This window comes from Chryseobacterium nakagawai (assembly GCF_900637665.1).
Taxonomy (GTDB): Bacteria; Bacteroidota; Bacteroidia; order Flavobacteriales; family Weeksellaceae; genus Chryseobacterium; species Chryseobacterium nakagawai.
In genome coordinates this window covers 3,226,096-3,246,678 of sequence record NZ_LR134386.1, presented here as the reverse complement: position 1 = coordinate 3,246,678, position 20,583 = coordinate 3,226,096, and the positions used below count along the sequence as shown (strand labels likewise).

At 34.4% G+C, this 20,583-nt stretch carries 15 protein-coding genes; 12 read left to right on the top strand and 3 right to left on the bottom strand.

Annotated features, from left to right (window positions below; genetic code table 11):
- Positions 1-930: a UbiA family prenyltransferase gene (locus EL260_RS14655; RefSeq protein WP_123856055.1), complete on the top strand. Its 930-nt coding sequence runs from the start codon at positions 1-3 to the stop codon at positions 928-930.
- A gap of 64 nt (positions 931-994) precedes the next feature.
- Positions 995-2,164: a proline dehydrogenase family protein gene (locus EL260_RS14650; RefSeq protein ID WP_123856054.1), complete on the top strand. Its 1,170-nt coding sequence runs from the start codon at positions 995-997 to the stop codon at positions 2,162-2,164.
- Between the two features lie 1,169 nt (positions 2,165-3,333).
- Here EL260_RS14650 and EL260_RS14645 read toward each other — a convergent pair.
- On the bottom strand, positions 3,334-3,870 hold the full coding sequence (locus EL260_RS14645) for a helix-turn-helix domain-containing protein (RefSeq protein ID WP_123856053.1): 537 nt from the start codon (positions 3,868-3,870) through the stop codon (positions 3,334-3,336).
- Positions 3,871-4,840: 970 nt separating this feature from the next.
- On the opposite strand from EL260_RS14645, the gene EL260_RS14640 reads away from it, so the two are divergent.
- Positions 4,841-5,950 carry a M14 family zinc carboxypeptidase gene (locus EL260_RS14640; protein ID WP_123856052.1) on the top strand — a complete coding sequence of 370 codons (1,110 nt, stop codon included), beginning with the start codon at positions 4,841-4,843 and terminating at the stop codon, positions 5,948-5,950.
- Positions 5,951-6,156: 206 nt separating this feature from the next.
- On the opposite strand, the gene EL260_RS14635 is transcribed toward EL260_RS14640, so the two are convergent.
- A complete protein-coding gene (locus EL260_RS14635; RefSeq protein WP_123856051.1) occupies positions 6,157-6,672 on the bottom strand; it encodes a DUF4920 domain-containing protein in 516 nt (171 codons plus the stop codon).
- A gap of 142 nt (positions 6,673-6,814) precedes the next feature.
- Here EL260_RS14635 and EL260_RS14630 point away from each other — a divergent pair, with 142 nt between their 5' ends.
- From EL260_RS14630 to EL260_RS26280, 7 genes are all read left to right on the top strand, one after another.
- Positions 6,815-8,227 carry an APC family permease gene (locus EL260_RS14630; protein WP_123856050.1) on the top strand — a complete coding sequence of 471 codons (1,413 nt, stop codon included), beginning with the start codon at positions 6,815-6,817 and terminating at the stop codon, positions 8,225-8,227.
- Between the two features lie 162 nt (positions 8,228-8,389).
- The gene (locus EL260_RS14625) at positions 8,390-8,830 is read left to right on the top strand and encodes a GPW/gp25 family protein (protein WP_089736402.1); all 441 of its coding nucleotides are present in this window, start codon (positions 8,390-8,392) and stop codon (positions 8,828-8,830) included.
- A gap of 25 nt (positions 8,831-8,855) precedes the next feature.
- Positions 8,856-10,739, top strand: a complete 1,884-nt coding sequence (locus EL260_RS14620; protein ID WP_123856049.1) for a type VI secretion system baseplate subunit TssF — start codon at positions 8,856-8,858, stop codon at positions 10,737-10,739.
- 25 nt (positions 10,740-10,764) lie between these two features.
- Entirely contained in the window at positions 10,765-11,694 is a 930-nt protein-coding gene (locus tag EL260_RS14615; protein ID WP_164466523.1) for a DUF3829 domain-containing protein, read from the top strand.
- A gap of 373 nt (positions 11,695-12,067) precedes the next feature.
- Positions 12,068-14,899 carry an excinuclease ABC subunit UvrA gene (uvrA, locus tag EL260_RS14610; RefSeq protein WP_123856047.1) on the top strand — a complete coding sequence of 944 codons (2,832 nt, stop codon included), beginning with the start codon at positions 12,068-12,070 and terminating at the stop codon, positions 14,897-14,899.
- A 410-nt stretch (positions 14,900-15,309) separates the two neighbouring features.
- Positions 15,310-15,714: a hypothetical protein gene (locus EL260_RS14605; protein WP_123856046.1), complete on the top strand. Its 405-nt coding sequence runs from the start codon at positions 15,310-15,312 to the stop codon at positions 15,712-15,714.
- A 119-nt stretch (positions 15,715-15,833) separates the two neighbouring features.
- Complete coding sequence (locus EL260_RS26280) at positions 15,834-15,968, top strand: bacteriocin-like protein (protein ID WP_123856045.1); 135 nt, start codon at positions 15,834-15,836, stop codon at positions 15,966-15,968.
- A gap of 31 nt (positions 15,969-15,999) precedes the next feature.
- Here EL260_RS26280 and EL260_RS14595 read toward each other — a convergent pair whose 3' ends face one another.
- The gene (locus EL260_RS14595) at positions 16,000-16,542 is read right to left on the bottom strand and encodes a DUF3828 domain-containing protein (protein WP_123856044.1); all 543 of its coding nucleotides are present in this window, start codon (positions 16,540-16,542) and stop codon (positions 16,000-16,002) included.
- A 156-nt stretch (positions 16,543-16,698) separates the two neighbouring features.
- On the opposite strand from EL260_RS14595, the gene EL260_RS14590 reads away from it, so the two are divergent.
- Together EL260_RS14590 and EL260_RS14585 are read left to right on the top strand one after the other, a co-directional pair.
- On the top strand, positions 16,699-18,651 hold the full coding sequence (locus tag EL260_RS14590) for a type VI secretion system Vgr family protein (RefSeq protein ID WP_123856043.1): 1,953 nt from the start codon (positions 16,699-16,701) through the stop codon (positions 18,649-18,651).
- Between the two features lie 10 nt (positions 18,652-18,661).
- Entirely contained in the window at positions 18,662-20,578 is a 1,917-nt protein-coding gene (locus EL260_RS14585; protein ID WP_123856042.1) for a phospholipase effector Tle1 domain-containing protein, read from the top strand.
- The last annotated feature ends 5 nt before the right edge of the window (positions 20,579-20,583 follow it).

The following is a 20,583-nucleotide window of genomic DNA, read 5'->3' as shown; positions in this document are numbered from 1 at the left end:
ATGAATTCTGAAAAAGAAACTTTCCAATCCAAAAAATATATCTCAAAATCTTTATATTATAGATTTTCACAATTCGTGGGCTTTTTGCTCGGCGCTCGCTTTTTTGTTGCGGCACTCTTAACATTTGCCCTCTATGTTTCCACTTTTTTCCTGTTCAATCAGGAAGAATCGTTCAGAAATTTTGTCTTTGATTTTAAAGTACACGGTATTATTTTCTGTACAGTTCTGACAATTTTAGCAGGGGGAATTATCAATCAATTTTACGATCTGGAGAAAGATCATATTGTAAAGCCTTTCAGAACCAGAATCCAGAGCTTTATCAAACAGAGGTATTTTCTATATGCTTATCTGGGATTAAGTGCTATTTCATTAGGAGTTGCCTGGATGATTTCTCATAATGTTTTCATTTTTTTTGTGGTCTATCAGTTTTTTATGTGGTTTTACAGTCATAAATTAAGCAGAATATTAATACTGAATAACCTCACATTTGTAAGTCTTACCCTGTATCCGTTCTTCGGAATGATGGTGTATTACGAAACCTTTTCCAAAAAGGTTTTCCTGATGGCTGTTTTTCTTTTCCTGATTCTTTTATGTATTGATATTGTAAAAGATACCCTTACCAGAAGTGTAGACAAAGCTTTTGGATATATTACCATCCCTAATTATTTTAAAAGCCGAAATACAAAAATTATCCTCATTTCTCTACTCTTGATAACGATGGGGGTTTCGATGAAAATTATTGCCAAAACCGGAGTCTCAGGATTTATGGCTTACTATTTCGCAGGAGGTTTATTTGTAATGATTCTTTGTATCTACCTTTTTTTAAACTCCACTAGAAAGAGTAACTTTCTCACTCTTAATATCTTACGTTTATGGGTTTTTGTAGGAATTATAGCCATGCTTTTAAATGGAATTGAACATAAATTATAATAAAAATTCTTTAAATAAACTAAGGTTATTATTACCTTTGCGTAACAAAATTTAATAAATAGGAATGCCCATTTTTAATGATACTAAAGTTGCATTTGCAGACAAGACAGATGCGCAGTTGAGAAAGGCTTACTGGATGTTTAAAATGATTGAACAGCCCGCTCTTACCAGCCTTGGAACATCCGTTCTTAATTTTACAGTACACAACAACTTTCCATTCGTTACCGGAATTGTAAAAAGCACTTTGTTTGCACAGTTCTGTGGAGGAGAAACCCGTGAAGAAAGTATGAAGGTTGTAAAACAGCTTTTCAAGAGAGGAGTTGGGAGTATTTTCGATTATTCCATTGAGGGAAAGGAAGATGAAGAAACTTTTGATGCAGTGTGTAAAGAGATCAAAGATATTGTAAGGTTTTCAGTAGGAAATCCGGCGATTCCTTTTATTGTATTCAAACCTACGGCATTCGGAAGAATTGATCTTTATGAAGCTGTTGGAAAGGGAGCAGAACTTACTACGAGTCAGAAGGAAGAATGGGCGAGAGTAGTCAAAAGATTTGATGAAGTGTGTGCTCTTTGTCATGAAAATGACAAAAAAGTGATGGTAGATGCTGAAGAAACCTGGATGCAGGACTCAGCAGATCAACTTTGTGAAGAGATGATGGAGAAATATAACCAGGAAAAACCTATCGTTTGGAACACCATTCAAATGTACAGAACGGGAAGACTGGAATATATGGAGGCTAACCTTCAGAGAGCAAGAGAGAAAAACTATTTTATCGGTTATAAGATCGTTCGTGGGGCTTATATGGAGAAGGAAAGAGCCAGAGCAGCAGAAAAAGGATACGCAGATCCGATTCAGCCTACGAAGGAAGCTTCTGATAAGAATTATAATGCAGGAATTGATTTTGTGATGAATCACCTGGATAAAGTATCTGCATTCTTTGGAACGCACAACGAGATCTCTTCTGAATTGATTATGGATAAAATGAAAGCCAAATCTCTGGAAAATGGAAATCCACACGTTTATTTTGGACAGCTTTACGGTATGAGTGATAATATTACCTTTACCTTGTCTGATAAAGGCTATAATGTGGCTAAATATCTTCCATATGGACCTGTAAAGGATGTTGTTCCCTATCTTACAAGAAGAGCCCAGGAAAACACCTCTGTAGCCGGACAAACAGGAAGAGAACTTGGATTGATCAAAAAAGAGCTTGAAAGAAGAAAAAAACAATAATAATTGTTATCAAAATAAAGATACGACCCGCATATTCTGCGGGTCTTTTTATTTGAGTTATTTTAATTAAAAAATCATATTTGTTATAAATTCTGTAAATTATATAAAATATTAAACATTGTTAATTAAATATTAATCAATCTTAAGTATTAATTATTTGTTAAAATAAATTAATTTTTATTGTTGATTTAATTTTTAATTTCTATATTTGATATAACAGTAAAAAACTAATACATGAAAAAAATCAACGGACGTAATTGCACTACAATGTGACAGGATCTTCCGGTTTCGAAAAAAATCATATTTCTAAAATAGATTCGTAAAGTTCCTGATGTTTATTAATAAATGAATCGTAAAAAGGATAAACGTATCTCAGGAATTCACTAAAATTTAAAAACAAATAAGGCAAATAGCTTTAGTTTTCTTCTTCAAATATTTTTTAGCCTGGCCACTTTTTGTGGTCAGGTTTTTTATGAATGAAGAGAGCTGCATTCAAATAGAAATAGTGAATTAACTTTGTTTTTGTTCTATTAAAAATACTTCAATTCTACTATAAAATCTTTGAATTTAAAAGAAGTTCAATTGGCATTTTTCATAAAGATTTGGCTTCTATTTTCGTATAAATTATAGAGATTTATAGAGTTCAAAGTAGTAGACGGCATCACTGAAAAAGCTAGATTTTTATACGTTCGCTTAGAAAAAATCAATAAAATTGATTCCTTTTTGTTTCCTAAAATGAGCATATATTTTATAAAAACTTTGCGTCAAAGAAAATATTTTTTCGCAGATTAAAAATCCACATAATTGTACAATTAAGTTGAAATTAAACACGAAGAAAAATGATTTTTTATATCCTATATTAGAGGCCAAAGTAGGTTACTTCGTAGCTAAAGAAGCTACATTTTTATACGTTCGATTAGGAAAAATTAATGAAATTGATGAGCTATTTTTAACCTTAAAAAGAGTATAATTTTTCATAAAAACTTTGCGTTCAAAAAATATTAGTTGTGTTTTTCACTAAGAATTAATTTATATTTTCTTGCAAATTCAAGAGATGGAAAAAAGTATATTTGAGATTTATCCAATTGCTTTTGGCCACTAATGCACGAATAAAAATCATTCATGCATTAGTAGCCAACAAAAATATAGCCAGTAGTACTATTTAAAATTTAAGGCTCGAAACTCTCGAATTTTCCGTTTTCATAGAACAAAACAATGCGTTTTATTTTATTGTTTTGATTTCCAATCACTTGGCTTAATATTTCTTCAGGTGAATTTTCTAATCGCTGAGAATCCGATATTTTTTCAGGAGCTTTATCTTTGGTCGATATAACCGATTCTCCAGGAGCTGCCATAGGAATCTCTGTTTCGGTTTCATCCACTCCGAATTCGTCATCTTCATTTATCATGGTAAAAAGATCGGGTAGAGGTGTTGTTCTTACCTGATCTTCTTCAGGCTGCTGTTCCGGAATTGTGGTTTCCGGTAATTCTGATTTTAGCATTTCACCTTCACCGGTAACCAACCAGTCCCAAAGAAGTTCAGGAAAGCGGGATTTTATTTTTATGATAAACTCAAGTGATGGTTTATTTCTTCCTGATGTAATATGCGAAATTGAAGAACGCTGTACGTCGATCTCATCTGCAAATTCAGATGGGGTAAGTTGGGAGTACTCTATAACTTTTGAAATTCTTTCGTTTAAACTCATAAAAATAAGCTTTTAATTATGTTACAAATGTAACTTATAAAATTTACAAAAGCAAAATACAAATGTAAATAATTAAAATAATTATGAATATACAAATGTAACAAGCAGGTAAAATACTGATAGATAGATATTTTATATTGAATTACAAATGTATTTTAATATTGTAATAACGATGTTTAATCAATACTAGGATACAGTTTTTAGGCTATTTTTCTATTAAACAACTTCAAAAACCAGACTAAATAGGTGATTTTTCCATCATAAAGATCCTTTTTTAACCTCAAAATTTTAATACATATCTATTTTACAATGTTAATCGACTAGAAATTGAGAAATAATCACTAATCTTTAAAAATCATAGCCAGAATAGTATACATAGCAGTTTAATACAGCTTTACATAGGTAAGTTACTATTGTAAATCGATTTTATTTAGTATTTTCAACAGATTTTAACAGTAAATTTCTATGAATTGATGAAATTAATTTTCTGTTATCTTTTAAAGCCTTCTCAAAAATAAAATTCATATCAAATTTCGATATTTCTCAGATTTGTATCCGGTTTACATTTATATAAAGCGGTAAATTTCTATTTTAGCCACAACTTATTTGTTTAAAAAAAATATACATATTTGTCCTGTAATAAGCTTTTGAATACTTCAAGTATTCTTATAAATATCATTTAGATGAATTTCGTAACTTATTGAATTTAAATATATTAAATATAGTTAATTAAATTATTCGCAATCCACAATTTTATCAACAGACAATTTGTCAACATAAGCTGTTTAACAATGTTACGTATGTTAATACTCTAATAACAGATAAAATACTGAATTTAACTTTTGTAAACTAAATTTTGTTTACAATAATTTTCGCAATTTTCATTATATTTACAGTGTTTACAAATGTTAATATTTATTGTATGCCTTAAAATGGTTAAATTTGATTCCAGTAAATTATTTTTCCAGCAATGAACTTTGAATCTATTTATTCTCCCAGCCCTGATTTCTCAAATCGCTATATTTCCCCTGAAAAATTATTTTCTTACCTACAGACAAATCTCAGCGATTATATTCAGGAGATCGGAACTTCTTATTTAGAGAAGCCTATTTATCAATTAAGCATAGGAACCGGAAACATTCAGGTGTTGGCTTGGTCACAAATGCACGGAAATGAATCCAATGCTACGCATGCCATGCTTGATCTTTTAACAAGCCTTGATAAGGTTCCCAAAATGAAGGATGACTTATTTAGTAAAATCAGACTAGATTTTATTTTTATGCTCAATCCCGATGGATCTGAAAGATGGACAAGGCTTAATGCAGCAGATATTGATCTTAACCGTGATTTTCATAATGAAGCAAGCAAGGAGATTAAGTTTCTGAAAAAAGCAGCGGCTTCAAAGAAATATGATTATGCCTTAAACCTCCATGAGCAGAGAACCATTTTTACAACAGACGGTATTCATCCGGCTACACTTTCTTTTCTTGCTCCTTCTGAAAATGTAGAACGTACTGTTACTGAAAACAGAAAAAAATGTATGGCTGTAATCGGAAATGTTTATACCCATTTAAAGGAAATGATCCCTAATCAGATCGGAAGATATTCTGATGAATTTTATCCAACTTCAACCGGTGATAATTTTATAAAAGCAGGAATGCCTACCATCTTATTTGAAGGCGGACATTTTATAGATGACTATACCAGAAAAGGAACCAGAAAATATTATACTATTGCTCTATATTATGCATTGAAAGCAATCAGTGAACTGAACTCAGACAGTACCGGATGGGAAGCTTATTTGGACATTCCTGAAAACAAAGAAACCCACTATGATATTATCTATAGAAATGTAAGATTGAATACAGAACATGAATGTATTTTAGATATTGCTGTTCAGTATAGAGAGATGAAAGAAGATGGGAAAGATGAGATTTCTTTTGTCCCTTTTGTGATGGAAGCAGGAGATGTGAAAAAAAGAAAAGGCTGGCTGGAAATAGATTGCACAGGAAAGAAATTTGTTTCGTCTAATAAATATCCGAAGCTGGATGCAGTAGTAGATTTTACAATAGAAGATTAAACAATTTCGGCAACCCAAAGGGTTGCCGAAATTGCTTTTTATATTTTCTACGAATAAAAAATCAGATACATATTGTAATAGGAAAACTATGATTCAGATCCTTAAAAATGAGAAATTATAGATTATCTTTTTCTCAATTTTTTAAATTTATATAATCTGTAAAATCTATGAGGGATTTTAATCTTTTATTCAATTAATAGAAATCTCTAGTTTACCACTTTAATGCCACTAGCCAGGAACCTGATTTCTTCCTTAGGTTGTGTAATGGCATCAATTTCCGATTGAGGTTTCTTAGCATCCTCGGCATAATGTTTTTGTTCATCTACAGAAATTACTTTTCTTTCGGCATTTCCTTCTAAAACTACATTTTTACCTTTTAAAGCTGTAGGTACAAAGAAAGCATAGTCTTTCATTTTTACAAAAAACTGCGAGTTGTCATCAGTTTGAATAGTCAGCCAACATCCTTTTTTCTCACATACATCGGTAACCTTTCCTTTGATGGCTACATTTTCCAACTTCTTATTTTCCTTTTTAAGTTTCTTTCCCAGTTTGTCTACTGTAATCGCTTTAGACTCTGTATTGGCAGCAACTCCCGCTCCGTAAGTGTCACCTAATAAGGCATTCCCAGCAGGTGGTGAAAATTTCTTTTGTGATGTCTCCTGTGCAAACGCCAGGGTAGAAGCGCTTACAGCAACTGCAAATAGAATAGCTCTAAATTTCATGTTTAATATTTTTTTCAAAAATACTAATTAATATTGAATCATAAATCCATAAAAATTAATAATAAATAGGTGCTCATGCAAATTTTTAATAAAATTCAAAATGAAAGGCAGATTTGTTTATATTTGAGGCCTATACTTGACTATGCATAAAAAACTGAAACTATGGGATGCCATCATGCTTGTAATGGGATCTATGATCGGAAGCGGGATCTTTATTGTAAGCGCTGACATGATGCGTAATCTAGGCTCCGGTTATTGGTTAATTGTTGTCTGGATTATAACAGGAGTAATGACTGTTGCCGCAGCGATAAGCTATGGAGAACTTTCCGCTCTGTATCCAAAGGCTGGTGGACAATATACTTATCTGAAAGAGATCTTCGGTAAAAGAATGGGGTTTCTTTATGGTTGGGGACTGTTCACTGTGATACAAACCGGAACAATTGCTGCCGTGGCAATGGCTTTCGGGAAGTTTACAGCGTACCTGATTCCCTCACTTAATGATGCTGCCCCTATCTTCCAAAGTGGAGAATTCAAGATTACATGGATACAAATTTTAGCCATTGCAGTTATCCTTTTGCTTACTTACATCAATACAAGAGGGGTTGAAAGTGGAAAATTTTTGCAGAATATATTTACAGGATCTAAAATTTTAGCTTTATTAGGACTGATTGCTACAGGATTTATCCTGGTTGATTTTTCTCATTTATCTGAAAACTTCAATCTGGGAATGGACTCCTTTAATAATCTGAAAAAAGATCTGAGCGGTAATTTCCTGAAAGAAGGCTGGGAGCCTATTGGCGGAATGACATTAATGGGGGGGATTGCTGCAGCAATGGTAGGTTCAGTTTTCAGTTCTGTAGCTTGGGAAAGCGTAACATTTGTTTCCGGAGAAATTGAAAACCCAAAGAAAAATGTTGTAAAATCAATGATTTACGGAACTTCTGCCGTGATGCTTTTATATATAGCCGTTAATTTTGTGTATTTAAATGCTTTGGACAGAGACAGTATTGCCTTTGCAACCAATGATAGAGTGGCTGTAGCAGCATCACAGAATATTTTTGGAAGTGCAGGAACTATAATCATTGCGGTATTGGTGATGATTTCCACTTTCGGATGTGATAATGGTCTGATCTTAGCCGGAGCAAGGGTATTTCAAACCATGGCAAAAGATGGTATGTTCTTTAAATCTGCAGAAAAAAACAATAAAAATGATGTACCTGAAAATGCATTATGGATGCAGGGAATCTGGGCTTCTTTACTATGCCTGAGCGGACAGTACGGAAACCTGTTGGATATGATTTCGTTTGTAATTGTTCTGTTCTATATGATTACGGTTTTCGGAGTCATTTATTTAAGAATTAAACAGCCAGCTTTGGAAAGACCTTATAAAACATGGCTGTATCCGGTTACTCCAATCATATACCTTATTATAGGAACTGTTTTCTGTATCCTATTATTAATATATAAGCAGCAATATACATGGCCAGGATTCTTACTGGTAATATTAGGACTTCCGGTGTACTATTTCATCAACCGTAAAAAGATAGATCAATAGATTAATATAATATAGATAATGGTTTCAGGGCTTTCAATTCAGTTTGAAGGCCCTCACTTTTGAATAATATTTTAATTTATTATAACAATTATTTAGTGAAAATGTGTATTTTGGTATTTCGTTTTTAAGTAAACGGGACCATGAAGTAAAAAACAAGAAGCTATGGATACACCAAATTACAGAATGCCCTTTGTACCGTCCACTCTAATGACAGAAGGGGGAAGTATCGATACCTGCGATATGGGAGAAAGTATTGCCCACAATATTATGTTGCTGATCACCACCAAAAAAGGAGAGAACAGATATGATGAAAACTATGGAAACGATGTTTGGAACCTGGAATTCGATAATGGAGTAACAAGTGCCATCTGGGAAAATGTTTTTGTCAAAAGCCTTAGAAGACAAATTCTTGAGTATGAACCAAGAATTGTACAGCCACAGATTGATGCCAATATCCAATTTGTAGAACACAGTTACGATACCAAAGAACACACCGAAATTAAAAAGAAAGTAAGAATTGCCATCAATGCGAAGATGGAGGAAACAGGAGAACGTTTCAGTTTTTCAACAGAATTGTTCCTGAGCCCGATGTCTATTGATTAATATTTTTAACAGCGAAAAAAAAATTATGAACCTAGATCAAAATATTTATTCCAAAGAATCTGTAAAAGCAAGAATGCTGCAGAATGCAACCAAAGTATGGGGATTGAAAAGTCCGCAGTCTTTAGATCCATTTGTAAAACTATTGATTGATGCATTCAGTACAGAAGTTTTTAAAGCGAATAATGAAATACAGACAGTAAATGCCCGGATTCTTGAAAAACTGGCTAAGCTGTTAACTCCATCCATTTATACCCATCCCATTCCGGCCCATGCGGTTGCTTTCACACAGCCTTATGATTCTACTGAAGTTTTATTGGAACACACGGAGTTTTTCTTCCGAAAGCAAATGACTTCTACAGTAAAATCGGAATCAGATAAACAGCTGAATATTCCTTTTACCCCGGTGGGAAACGTAAGAATTAATAAAGTTCACACTTCCATAATGTTTGTAGGAAATACTTGTTACAGTATTGATGACAGATTCAATAAAATTCCTATTGCAAGATTTAACGGAAGACCTGAAGATTATAGAAAGGTTACAGTGGGGGTTGATGTAAGCAAATATGTGAGCGAATATTTTCCTAAATATATGAGTATATTCTGCTCTAATCCTGCTTTCGAACATTTGGATTTTGTATATAAATTATTACCATATATTACGGTTTCAAGTAATGGAAACCCTTTGTTTGTAAGAGAAGGTTTAAGCTATCTTACAGAAAGTACTCCGGATGGCTATGAGCAGATGTTTAAAGAACAGTCTATCCGAAGCAAGGTTATTGAAGATATTAAAAGTATCTACCGTCATAAATTTATAGAGATTACAGGACTTTCCAGTAGCTTGTTCTCAGAGCCGGGACAACTTCCACAAAATCTTGACTTCCTTGCCGGAAAAGAAGAGATTGTAAAATATCTGGATAATAAGCGTTATTTATGGCTAACATTTGAATTCCCACCACAGTTTTCCGCAGAAATCCTTGATAACTTCTCATTTGTTCTGAATGCATTTCCAATTTATAACAGAGGTTGGAAAAAAACGGAATACAGCCTTGATATTATGGGAAACAATATTCCTTTAGTAACAGATGAAGGAGAGCATTTTCTATATGTAGATGAAGTACAGGATGGAGACGGAAGAAAATATACCGAAATACCGTTTACCCCTGCGGATAATCTTAAAAAAGGATTGTATACGGTGAGAAAAGGAGGAATGGAACGCTTCACAAGCAGAAATGCTGTGGATATGATTGCCAATGTTCTGGAACTGACAAGAGATGAGATCGCTGCATTTTCCCTTCTAAACAGAGATAATGTAAAAGGTGTTCTCAGCGAAATGTCTGATAAGATGAAGTCTATGGTACAGAAAGTAAATAATGCCAAGAGAAATGTCAGGCAAGAGCTTAACTACGTAATCATGGAACCTGTAGAAAAAACAGATCATACCTATGCGTCTTTCTGGATTACCCATTGTACATTAGCCAATCACATGCGTCCAGGCACAGAACTATCCAATCAATTGAAATCGCAAACAGTAGTTCTGCTTACAGAAACTTTAGGTGGTGCTGAAGAGCAAAAAGGAACGGATAGTATTCAAGCATATAAATATGCATTAACGACAAGAGATAAGATTATTTCCCTTGAGGATGTCAAAAATTATTGCCGAATGATTCTGAAGGATGAATTAAGGGAAGTAAGGGTAAGAAGAGGAACAATGATTAGTAACAAACCTAAAGAAGGTTTCGTAAGAACCGTTGAGGTTGAAATTGTTCCGCAGAACTATTCTTTCTACGGAAGAGCATATTGGGAAAATATGGCAAACATCACCAGAAACCAAATCATTGCCAAAGCAATAGATGGAATTGAATATTTGGTGAAAGTAACCAATGAGGATGTTGAATTCCAGGATATGTAGTTTTAAAATATTAAAAACAAAAAATATGAAGAAGATTATTGTACTTGCAATGGCCCTGTCTTTAACTGCTACAGTGGTAAGTTGTAAAAAAGGTGCCGGAAAACTTGGTAATGCAGTTTTAAATATGGGAGGTGAAGCAGACGCAAATGCTATTATTGATTTTAATAACAATTTTATAGATTCTTATAAAAATACATCCAAACATATTGAAAGGATCTTAAAATATGCAGATGAGGCAGTTGCTAAATCAAAGGGAGAAAATGTGTTGATTATGCCCATTGTTTTGAGCTCAATGGATTACTCTTTTTCAAAAATTAAGGAGGTTCCATCAGGTTTTGATAAAGAGAAGGCAGCTATTGAAAAAGAATTCAATATTTATAAGGATAAAAAAGAAAATATAGATAAAAAGGTTGAAGAGCTTAAGTCTTATATGACTTCTGAAGACTATAAAGATGATAAAGGAGCAAAAGCAGAGGCCATCAGAAAAGAAATTGAAGGTGATGCAAATGCTTTTTATGCAGCTGGGGAGAATATTATGATGAAGATCAAACCCGCTACAGATGCAGCAGAAGAAATTATTTTGAAGGATCATCCAATGAAAGAGTATATTATCTCTTCTAAAAACGTAATGAATTCTTTAGATTCGGTAATTGATCTTTTAGGTAGACAATATTCCGGGCAATTCAATGAAGCGGAAGCTCAGAAAAAATACGATGAATATGCCAAAGCACTAGAAGCTAATACTAAGCTAAACTTTGATGTGAAGGATCAGCAATATTCTTATAAAAAATCTCAGTTTGAAAGTTTCAATAAAAATGCTTCTAACTTTTTAGATTTGTACAGAAAGCTAATCAGAGACGCTAAAGAGAAAGGGAAAATTCAGGATAATGATATCCAGCAAGTCGATTCTTCCTATGAAAGTGTATTGGGAGCGTACAATAGCTTTGTGAAATAACCTTTTTTGATTCGTTATAAAATTAACAACCAATTTTAAAATATGAAATGCCGTAGGATATGCGGCATTTTTTATATTTATAGTACAAATTTAATGTATTAAAACCAGGTGTTTATTAATTGTAATCTCCACAAATGTCTTTGAAAATCAGTGTATCTGTGGTCAAATAAATTCTAAAGAAACGTGCTAAAGTCCATTTTTTCAATAATAACACATCTATTGACTTTAGCCCACATCTATATAAGCATTGGTACAGGATCCAGTTTAAAATAAAGTCTTATTATAAAAATTTTAACCCTTTCAGATTAAAAAAAATTCCATAAAATTCCGTAATTTTGCACGTTGTGATTTTCAGGCAAAGTCATTCCAAATTATGAGCAAATCAACAGAATATATAGAAGTTTACGGAGCACGTGAACACAATCTAAAGAATATTAATGTTAAAATTCCGCGCAATGAACTGGTAGTGATTACCGGGCTTTCCGGAAGTGGAAAATCTTCATTGGCTTTTGATACTATTTTTGCAGAAGGCCAGCGTCGTTATATAGAGACATTCTCTGCTTATGCCCGTCAGTTTTTGGGTGGATTGGAACGTCCGGATGTAGATAAAATTGAAGGACTTTCACCCGTTATTGCCATTGAGCAGAAAACAACCAATAAAAACCCTCGTTCTACCGTAGGTACTGTTACAGAACTGTATGATTTTCTTCGTCTTTTGTATGCAAGAGTTTCAGATGCTTATTCATTGTCTACAGGACAGAAGCTGGTAAGTTATACCGAAGATCAAATCCTTGATACCATTAAGGAAAACTATAAAGGAGAAAAAATCATGTTGTTGGCTCCTGTTGTACGCTCCAGAAAAGGACATTATCATGAACTTTTCGTTCAAATGGCCAAAAAAGGGTATGGACAGGCAAGAATTGATGGTGAGCTACAGGATATTGAATATGATTTAAAGCTGGATCGTTATAAAACCCACGATATTGATATTGTGATCGATCGTTGGATCATAGGGGAAAACGCTTCAGAAGGAAGAATGGAAAAATCCCTGCGTACTGCGATGGAAATGGGAGAAGGAATCATCGGAATTCAGAAACTGGGAGGTACAGATATTGAGTATTTCTCTAAAAACCTGATGGATGCTGAAACAGGTCATTCCTTAGCATTACCGGAACCTAATACTTTCTCATTCAACTCTCCAAAAGGTAGCTGCCCAAATTGTAAAGGGTTGGGAACAATCAAAAAAATCAACACAGATTATTTTATTGATAATCCTAAATTATCCATTAACCAGGGAGGTTTGCTGCCATTGGAAGATATTAAGTCTAATAAATGGATTCTGGCACAGATCAAGAATATTCTTGAAATCTTCGGACTAGGAATGACAACTCCATTACAGGATATTCCGGCAGAAGCTTTGGATTATATCTATAACGGATGTCATAAGGAATTCAATAAAGATCTTAAATATGCGGGAATTACCAAGAAGATCAAGATCAGCTTTGATGGTTTGATCGCCTTTATGGAGGAAATTATTGATGAAAGAGAATCCTACGAAGCTATTTTACTGGAAAGACACTTCACTACAGAAGAAACATGTCCGGAATGTGGTGGAACCCGTCTTCAACCTTCCAGCTTAAGCTTTAAAATTGATGGAAAAAATATTGCTGAGGTCAATGGATTAAGCTTGGCAGATTTAAAAGAATGGCTGGCCGATGTTAAAGATAAATTCTCTGAGAAAAATAAAATCATCGCCCACGAAATATTAAAAGAGATTGAAACCAGACTTCAGTTTTTGTTGGATGTTGGTTTAGACTATCTAAGTTTAAGCAGAAGTTCAAAAACCCTTTCGGGGGGAGAATCACAAAGGATTCGTCTGGCAACACAAATTGGATCTCAACTGGTGAATGTTTTGTATATTCTTGATGAACCAAGTATTGGTCTTCACCAAAGAGATAACGAAAGATTGATTCATTCTTTAAAGAACCTTAGAGATATTGGAAATTCTGTTTTAGTAGTAGAACATGATAAAGACATGATCTTGGAGGCCGATGAGGTATTGGATATTGGTCCAAGAGCCGGAAAGTTCGGTGGAGAAATACTTTGGCAGGGAAAACCAAAAGATCTTCTAAAAGCAGATACTATCACTGCTCAGTATATCAACGGAAAAAGAAAGATCGAAATTCCAGCAGAAAGAAGAGCAGGAAGCGGAAAAAATATTGTTCTGAAAGGAGCAACAGGAAATAACCTTAAAAATGTTACGCTGGATGTTCCACTTGGAAAACTGGTTGTAGTCACCGGAATTTCAGGAAGTGGAAAATCTTCTTTAATTAATGGAACGTTGTACCCAATCCTTAATAAGCATTTTTATAGAGCTGTTCAAGAACCTTTGCCATACAAGAAGATCGAAGGACTTGATAATATTGATAAAATTGTAGACGTAGACCAGACACCGATCGGAAGAACTCCACGTTCAAATCCGGCAACTTATACGGGAATGTTTACAGACATCAGAAACCTTTTTGCAGAATTGCCTGAAAGTAAAATCCGTGGGTATAAACCAGGTAGATTCTCTTTCAATGTAAAAGGGGGGAGATGTGAAACCTGCCAGGGGGGAGGATTAAAAGTAATTGAAATGAACTTCCTTCCGGATGTATATGTTCACTGTGAAACCTGCAACGGAAAGCGTTTCAACAGAGAAACCCTTGAAGTTCGTTACAAAGGAAAATCCATTTCCGACGTATTGGATATGACAATTGATGAAGCAGTAGAATTCTTCCAGCCGATTCCAAAAATCTTTGCTAAAGTGAAAACTCTTCAGGATGTAGGTTTGGGATACATTACATTAGGGCAGCAGTCTACAACTCTTTCAGGAGGAGAAGCACAGCGTATTAAGCTTGCAACCGAACTGGCAAAAAGACAAACCGGAAATACATTATATATCCTTGATGAACCTACCACAGGATTGCATTTTGAGGATGTAAAAATCCTGATGGACGCAATCAATCAATTGGTAGAACTAGGAAACTCATTCATCATTATTGAACATAATATGGATGTGATTAAACTGGCAGACCATATCATTGACGTAGGGCCGGAAGGAGGAAAATACGGTGGACAGATTGTAGCTCAAGGGACTCCGGAAGAGATTGTGAAGTCTAAGAAGAGTTTGACCGGGAAGTTTTTGAAGAGGGAATTGGAATAAGAATATATTAACCTAAGTATACAAAAGAATTTGCGGAAGCAGATTCTTTTTTTATTTTTAACTACTCACGCTCTGAAGTCAATTGCAGAGGAAAAGTAACTGCTTTATTGACCTGAATTTAGTTTTTTTATTTTAACCTGCTTATTGTAGCCGGTTTTTTGGTAACAATATCATTCATTTACAGTGAAAATAGGAATTAAAAGTCTCAAATTTTAAATATTTCAGGATATAAATAACATTCCAATATTAATTTTTTAATTATTTATTAAATTTAATCAACTGTAAATCAGTTGTTTATAATTTAATGTTAACTCAATGTTAACTGAAAGTGAATTTAATATGAATTATTTTTAATAACTTTGGTTAAGAGATAAGGATAAACTTATTATAATATTTAAAACCAGTTAGTTATGAAAAATAAAATTCAAATATTGATGGCTTCACTTTTCGTTATCGGATTAGCTGCTGTAATGAATCAAACTAAAGCACAAACCACAGATAAGAATACAATCCAGGAAATTCAGTTAAGTAAAAGCGAAACTTTTAGTGATATAAGAAATAAATTAATCGCCAATTTTGATCTGGATAATCCTGAATATAAACAAGGAACGGTCAATTCAGTGGTAAAATTTGATATTGCTAAAAACGGAAAAATTGTAAATGTTCATTCTAATGGTGATTGTAAGACGGTAAGCAAAGAAATTGAAACTGTTTTGAGCGAACTGGATTATAGAGTAGATCGCAATAGATTGACAGACAATATGGTGGCATATACCTATGTGATGCCTGTTACTGTAGAAATCCATAACAGATAATATGTATAGGAATCTATATTTAGTTAGAAAGTGTGAATAATGAAATTTACAAGCATTAAATTGTAATAATAGATAATAATATTCGTTTTAATTTTACAAAACCATAAAATTAGAGCTATATGAAAAATTTAAAAAAGCTGACTAAAGTAGATTTGAAGTCAGTGTACGGAGGAGAGCCAAAAAAATATTGTACCTATTGCGAATGGGCAAATAAAGTATTTTGCAGCGAAATTCCAATCGTTCAGTGCCCATAAAAAATCAAGCCGCTTTTTAAAGCGGCTTTTTTTATTGTTGAGCATATTGGATAAAATCATTCAGACTCGTTTCAAGATCCTTGGAACTTCCTATTGAATCAAAAACAATATTATCAATTTTCCATCCTTTTTCAGTGTCAATCAGTTGCAATGTATCAGTCCATAATACCTTTGGAGAGGTCATATCATATTCAAACTGAACAAGTGCTTTTGCCGTTTTATCATGAATAATAATATTTTTGATGGTATAATGGGTATATCCTTCATAAAGGCTGGAAAAGATTGCACCTTCAAATATCAACGGTTTTTCATCCGGATGACTACTGTTTTTCACTTTTTCAATATCTGTTTTTGAAGTATTGATTGCTTTTTCTAATGCCTTTTTTAATTCCGGAGAAAATAATTCATCAGGTATCGGTTGATTGTAAATCATATCATTAGATTTTCCATATTGGCTGTAAAGTTGATTTACTTTTTCAGTAATCAGTTTTTTTTCAGTTGATGGAGATTGTGTTTTGCTGCAAGCTGTAAAGCATATAAGAAAACTTGCATATAGGAAAAGGAGTCGCATCATAATAGAGTATTGGTTTTTTCATCCAAAAGATATACCAAGCCATCAGTTGTTGAGTAACTTCTGATCAAGAGCTTAAATTTCTATGACAATATATTCAAATTTAAATTATTTCCTATATTTGTGATAATTAGATCCTAATTACACAAAAAACACAGCATGAAAAAAAACACGACTTCAGAACGTGTATCCTTTACTGGAGGATACCGTGCTCCTGATAATGCCCAGGCAGTGAAAGAAAATAATACAGCAGGAATTAACCGTATTGTTAAACTTTCCGCAATAATCAATGGCGAAATTATTTCAAGTTTTAAACATTTCAAATTAAAGCAAAGTGCAATAACACATCACGAGTTTGAATTAACACTGGCTCATGATGCCTTATCCGAAAAACAAGGGCATCAATTGGAACAGGCCAATACATTTTTGGGAAAACGCCTTACGATAAAAATTGCTTACAAAGATTTCGAAACGAAAAATAGCCCTAAGAGGGTTTTTGTAGGAATTATTACCAAGGTAGGTTTCAGTCAGGAAGCTCACAGCTTGGGAAATATTGTTTTAAAAGGTTTCAGCCCTACTATTCTTCTGGATGGTGCAGCCCATACCCAGAGTTTTGGAGGTGCACAACCTGTGAATACCGGAATTATAGCTGATGAGGTAATCAAGCAGGGAATAGATCCGTTTTGGTATGACTTCAGAGTGAATGCCAAAGCCTCGTCACAAATTGTCTACAGTACACAATATAACGAAACCCATTACAATTACTTGTGTAGAATTGCCGAGGCTTATGGCGAACAGTTTTTCTATGATGGAGAAGTGCTGCATTTCGGAAATATGCCGGTTCCGGCTGCTCCTCTTGAGCTGATAAGCGGAAGTAATACTTCAAATATTCATACTGAACTTAGGGCAATTCATGCTCAACCTAATTATTACGGATATAACAGCAGTAAAAATACGATGTTGACTTCGGGAGAAACTCCGTTAAAACATATGGGAAATCTTGCTCAAACCGCTTATATAAATAATGAAAGTATTTTCAAGACCCCTTCTCTTCAATCGGCGCCTATCCGGGCAGCTACTGATATGGATGTAGTGAATTCTCAAACCGGAGCATGGGGAAGTAAGGGTGTTGATGTATTTGTAGTATCCGGTGATACCACAATGCCTTTTCTTTATCCCGGCTGCACAGCAGATCTTTATCTGAGAAAACCTGATTCCAGCAAAATGGGGTATTTCACCAAACTCATGATGACCAAGGTTATTCATGAGATTGATACCCTAGGCCATTATAAAGGAAGTTTTGAAGCCATTGCTTCTGATACGGGATATATGCCCAAACCTGAATTTACAGTTCCTTTTGCAGAAACCCAGCCAGCAGTGGTCGTTTCCAATGAAGATCCTTTGGGACAAGGACGTGTAAGAGTGAAATTTCTTTGGCAGCTCAATGAAACTACAGATTTTATCAGAGTAATGAGTCCTGATGCGGGTGGAACAGATCAGATCACCCAAAACAGAGGGTATGTAGCCATTCCTGAAGTAGGAGATCAGGTAATGGTGGGATTTGTTCATAATCATCCCGATCGTCCTTTCGTAATGGGAGGAATGTTTCATGGCGGTGTTGCTCTGGGTGGAGGGATAAATAATCACCTGAAATCGATTCAGACCAGAAGCGGAATCCGTATTCTGATGAACGATGCTGAAGGCAGTGTGAATATTGTGGATCCAAGCGGCAACAATTATTTCATGGATGGAAAAGGAAATATTACCGTATCTGCTCCCAATGATATCAACTTCAATGCGGGCGGAAACCTCAATATCAATGTCGGACAAAATATGTCTACCAGTGTTGGGATGAATAAAACAGATACTGTGACCATGAACCATAGTGAGAGTATAGGAATGATTAAAACCTCTTCTGTAATAGGAGATTCTCAGGTTTTCATAACCGGAAAACTGACAGAATTTATAGAAGGAGACGTACACAGCGAAGTAAAACAGGAACGTAATGAAATTTCAAGAAAAGAAATGAATTTCAGTACAGAAGAAAATTTTACCAGTCATACGAAAAGCTCGATCTTTATGAACAGTGGAGAAAAAGGCCATAATCATTAATACTTTTCTTATGAGCAGAACAAGAATTGTAAACGGAAAGTATACCAAGGTGACCCAAAAGGGATACAATCTGTACTCTGAAGGAAATACCAATATTAATGCATCAGGTTTGAATAACCTGAATGCTGATAAAGATATCCATCATGGTTCAGCGGTGGAAAAAGCGGCAGGTTATCAACCCAAAGACTCTATCAATATTTTTATCGGGATGTTTTTTGACGGAACAGGCAACAACAGGTATAATTCTGATAAAACCTATTACAGTAAAATCAATTCCGGAGAAACCTATTATAAAAATGATACCGTTCCCCAGGAATATTACGAAACGATTAAGGATCCTAAAACCGGAAAACAGAAAAAAATAAAAATCTCAGACCGTGACAGCTACTGGAATCCCTATTCGAACGTGGCAAAATTGTTTGATCTTTATAAAGAGAAAAAAAATCCAAGTGAAGATGCAAAAGGAAGTGAAGATGCGCATCCAGAATATGGAAACTATGTTATTTTAAAACAATATATAGAAGGAATAGGAACAAAACAGGATAAAGAAGATGATATTGCCGGTTCCTGCGCAGGAAGGGGCGATTGGGGAGTAATTGGCAGAGTAGAAGAAGGAATTAAAAATGTCATAGCCAATGAGTTTAGCAATATTTCTAAAGATAAGAAAATCAATAAGATTGTATTCGATGTTTTTGGGTTCAGTCGGGGTGCTGCTGCTGCAAGACATTTTTGTAATGAAGTAAAGAAATCTGCAAAATACGATACGGTCATGAGAGATGAGATGGATACCAAGATGGGACGTCCAAGAGTCACTTATGTTTCTGAGCATGCAGGTGGTCTTTTGGGAAAAAGACTGAGTAAAGCAGGCTATAAGCCTGTGGGAGATACTTTTACCATAGAAATTCGTTTTCTGGGGGTATTTGATACGGTAGTTTCAGATATGGTAGTGAAAGAAAATTTAGGGTATAAAGTAGCAGGGGTATTGGCGACCAGTCCTTTAACGGTTCCTTACAGTATTGCTGCTTTTTTGGGACAGGCCTCGCTGCAGAAGATCAAAACCAAAGTCTCAGGGTTGGGGATCAAAAAAATATTTCATATTACAGCACACAATGAGTGGCGTAAGAATTTTGCATTAACCCCTACGGAAGAAGGCTATACTTTATCAATGCTGGGAGCGCATTCAGATATAGGCGGGGGATATGCCCATCTGGATAAATATACCGCGGTACTGGATTATTTTGATGTAAAAGTAGGAGATCATAAAACGCTTCAGGAAAAAGAAAAAATCAGACAGTTTTATATCAACCAGCGTATTTCTACAGAAAAAGAGATTGTATTTAGGAATACCTATGACCACGTTAAGGAAACAACAGTGACCGGTGCAGGAGTTGGAACACGGGAAATTAAAGCAGAACCGGATTTCCCGGATAAAGAAAATACAGTATCTACAAGTCCTTATTATCAGATATTCCAGACCAAAGAATCAGACCATTATATTCTGGAAGACTCCCGGTATATTTCCAATAAATACAGCTTGGTAGCAATGTACATGATGTTGCAGAAAGGGATAGATAATAAAGTACCTTTTTATGATGATTATAATAAATCCCCTGATGTAAAGAAAAAGTTTGAGTATGAAATTCCGGATACAGACAAGTATAGAGTATTGAAACAATATATGGATTTGATGTTGGAAGAAAGTAAGAAGGAAGGTGTGGGAACTTATACGATGCCAACAGAAATATATCAGCATATCTGTAACCATTATATTCATCTTTCTGCTAACTTTGGGGGATTGGCAGCAATAGGAGTAAAAACAGGAGATCATCATCTTCTGGAAAGTGTAGGTTTTGTCAATCAGCCGGTAATGCCAAAAGTCGATAAAGAAGGGAATATTTATTATGAAAGAGAAAAATGGCACCCTTAAATTAA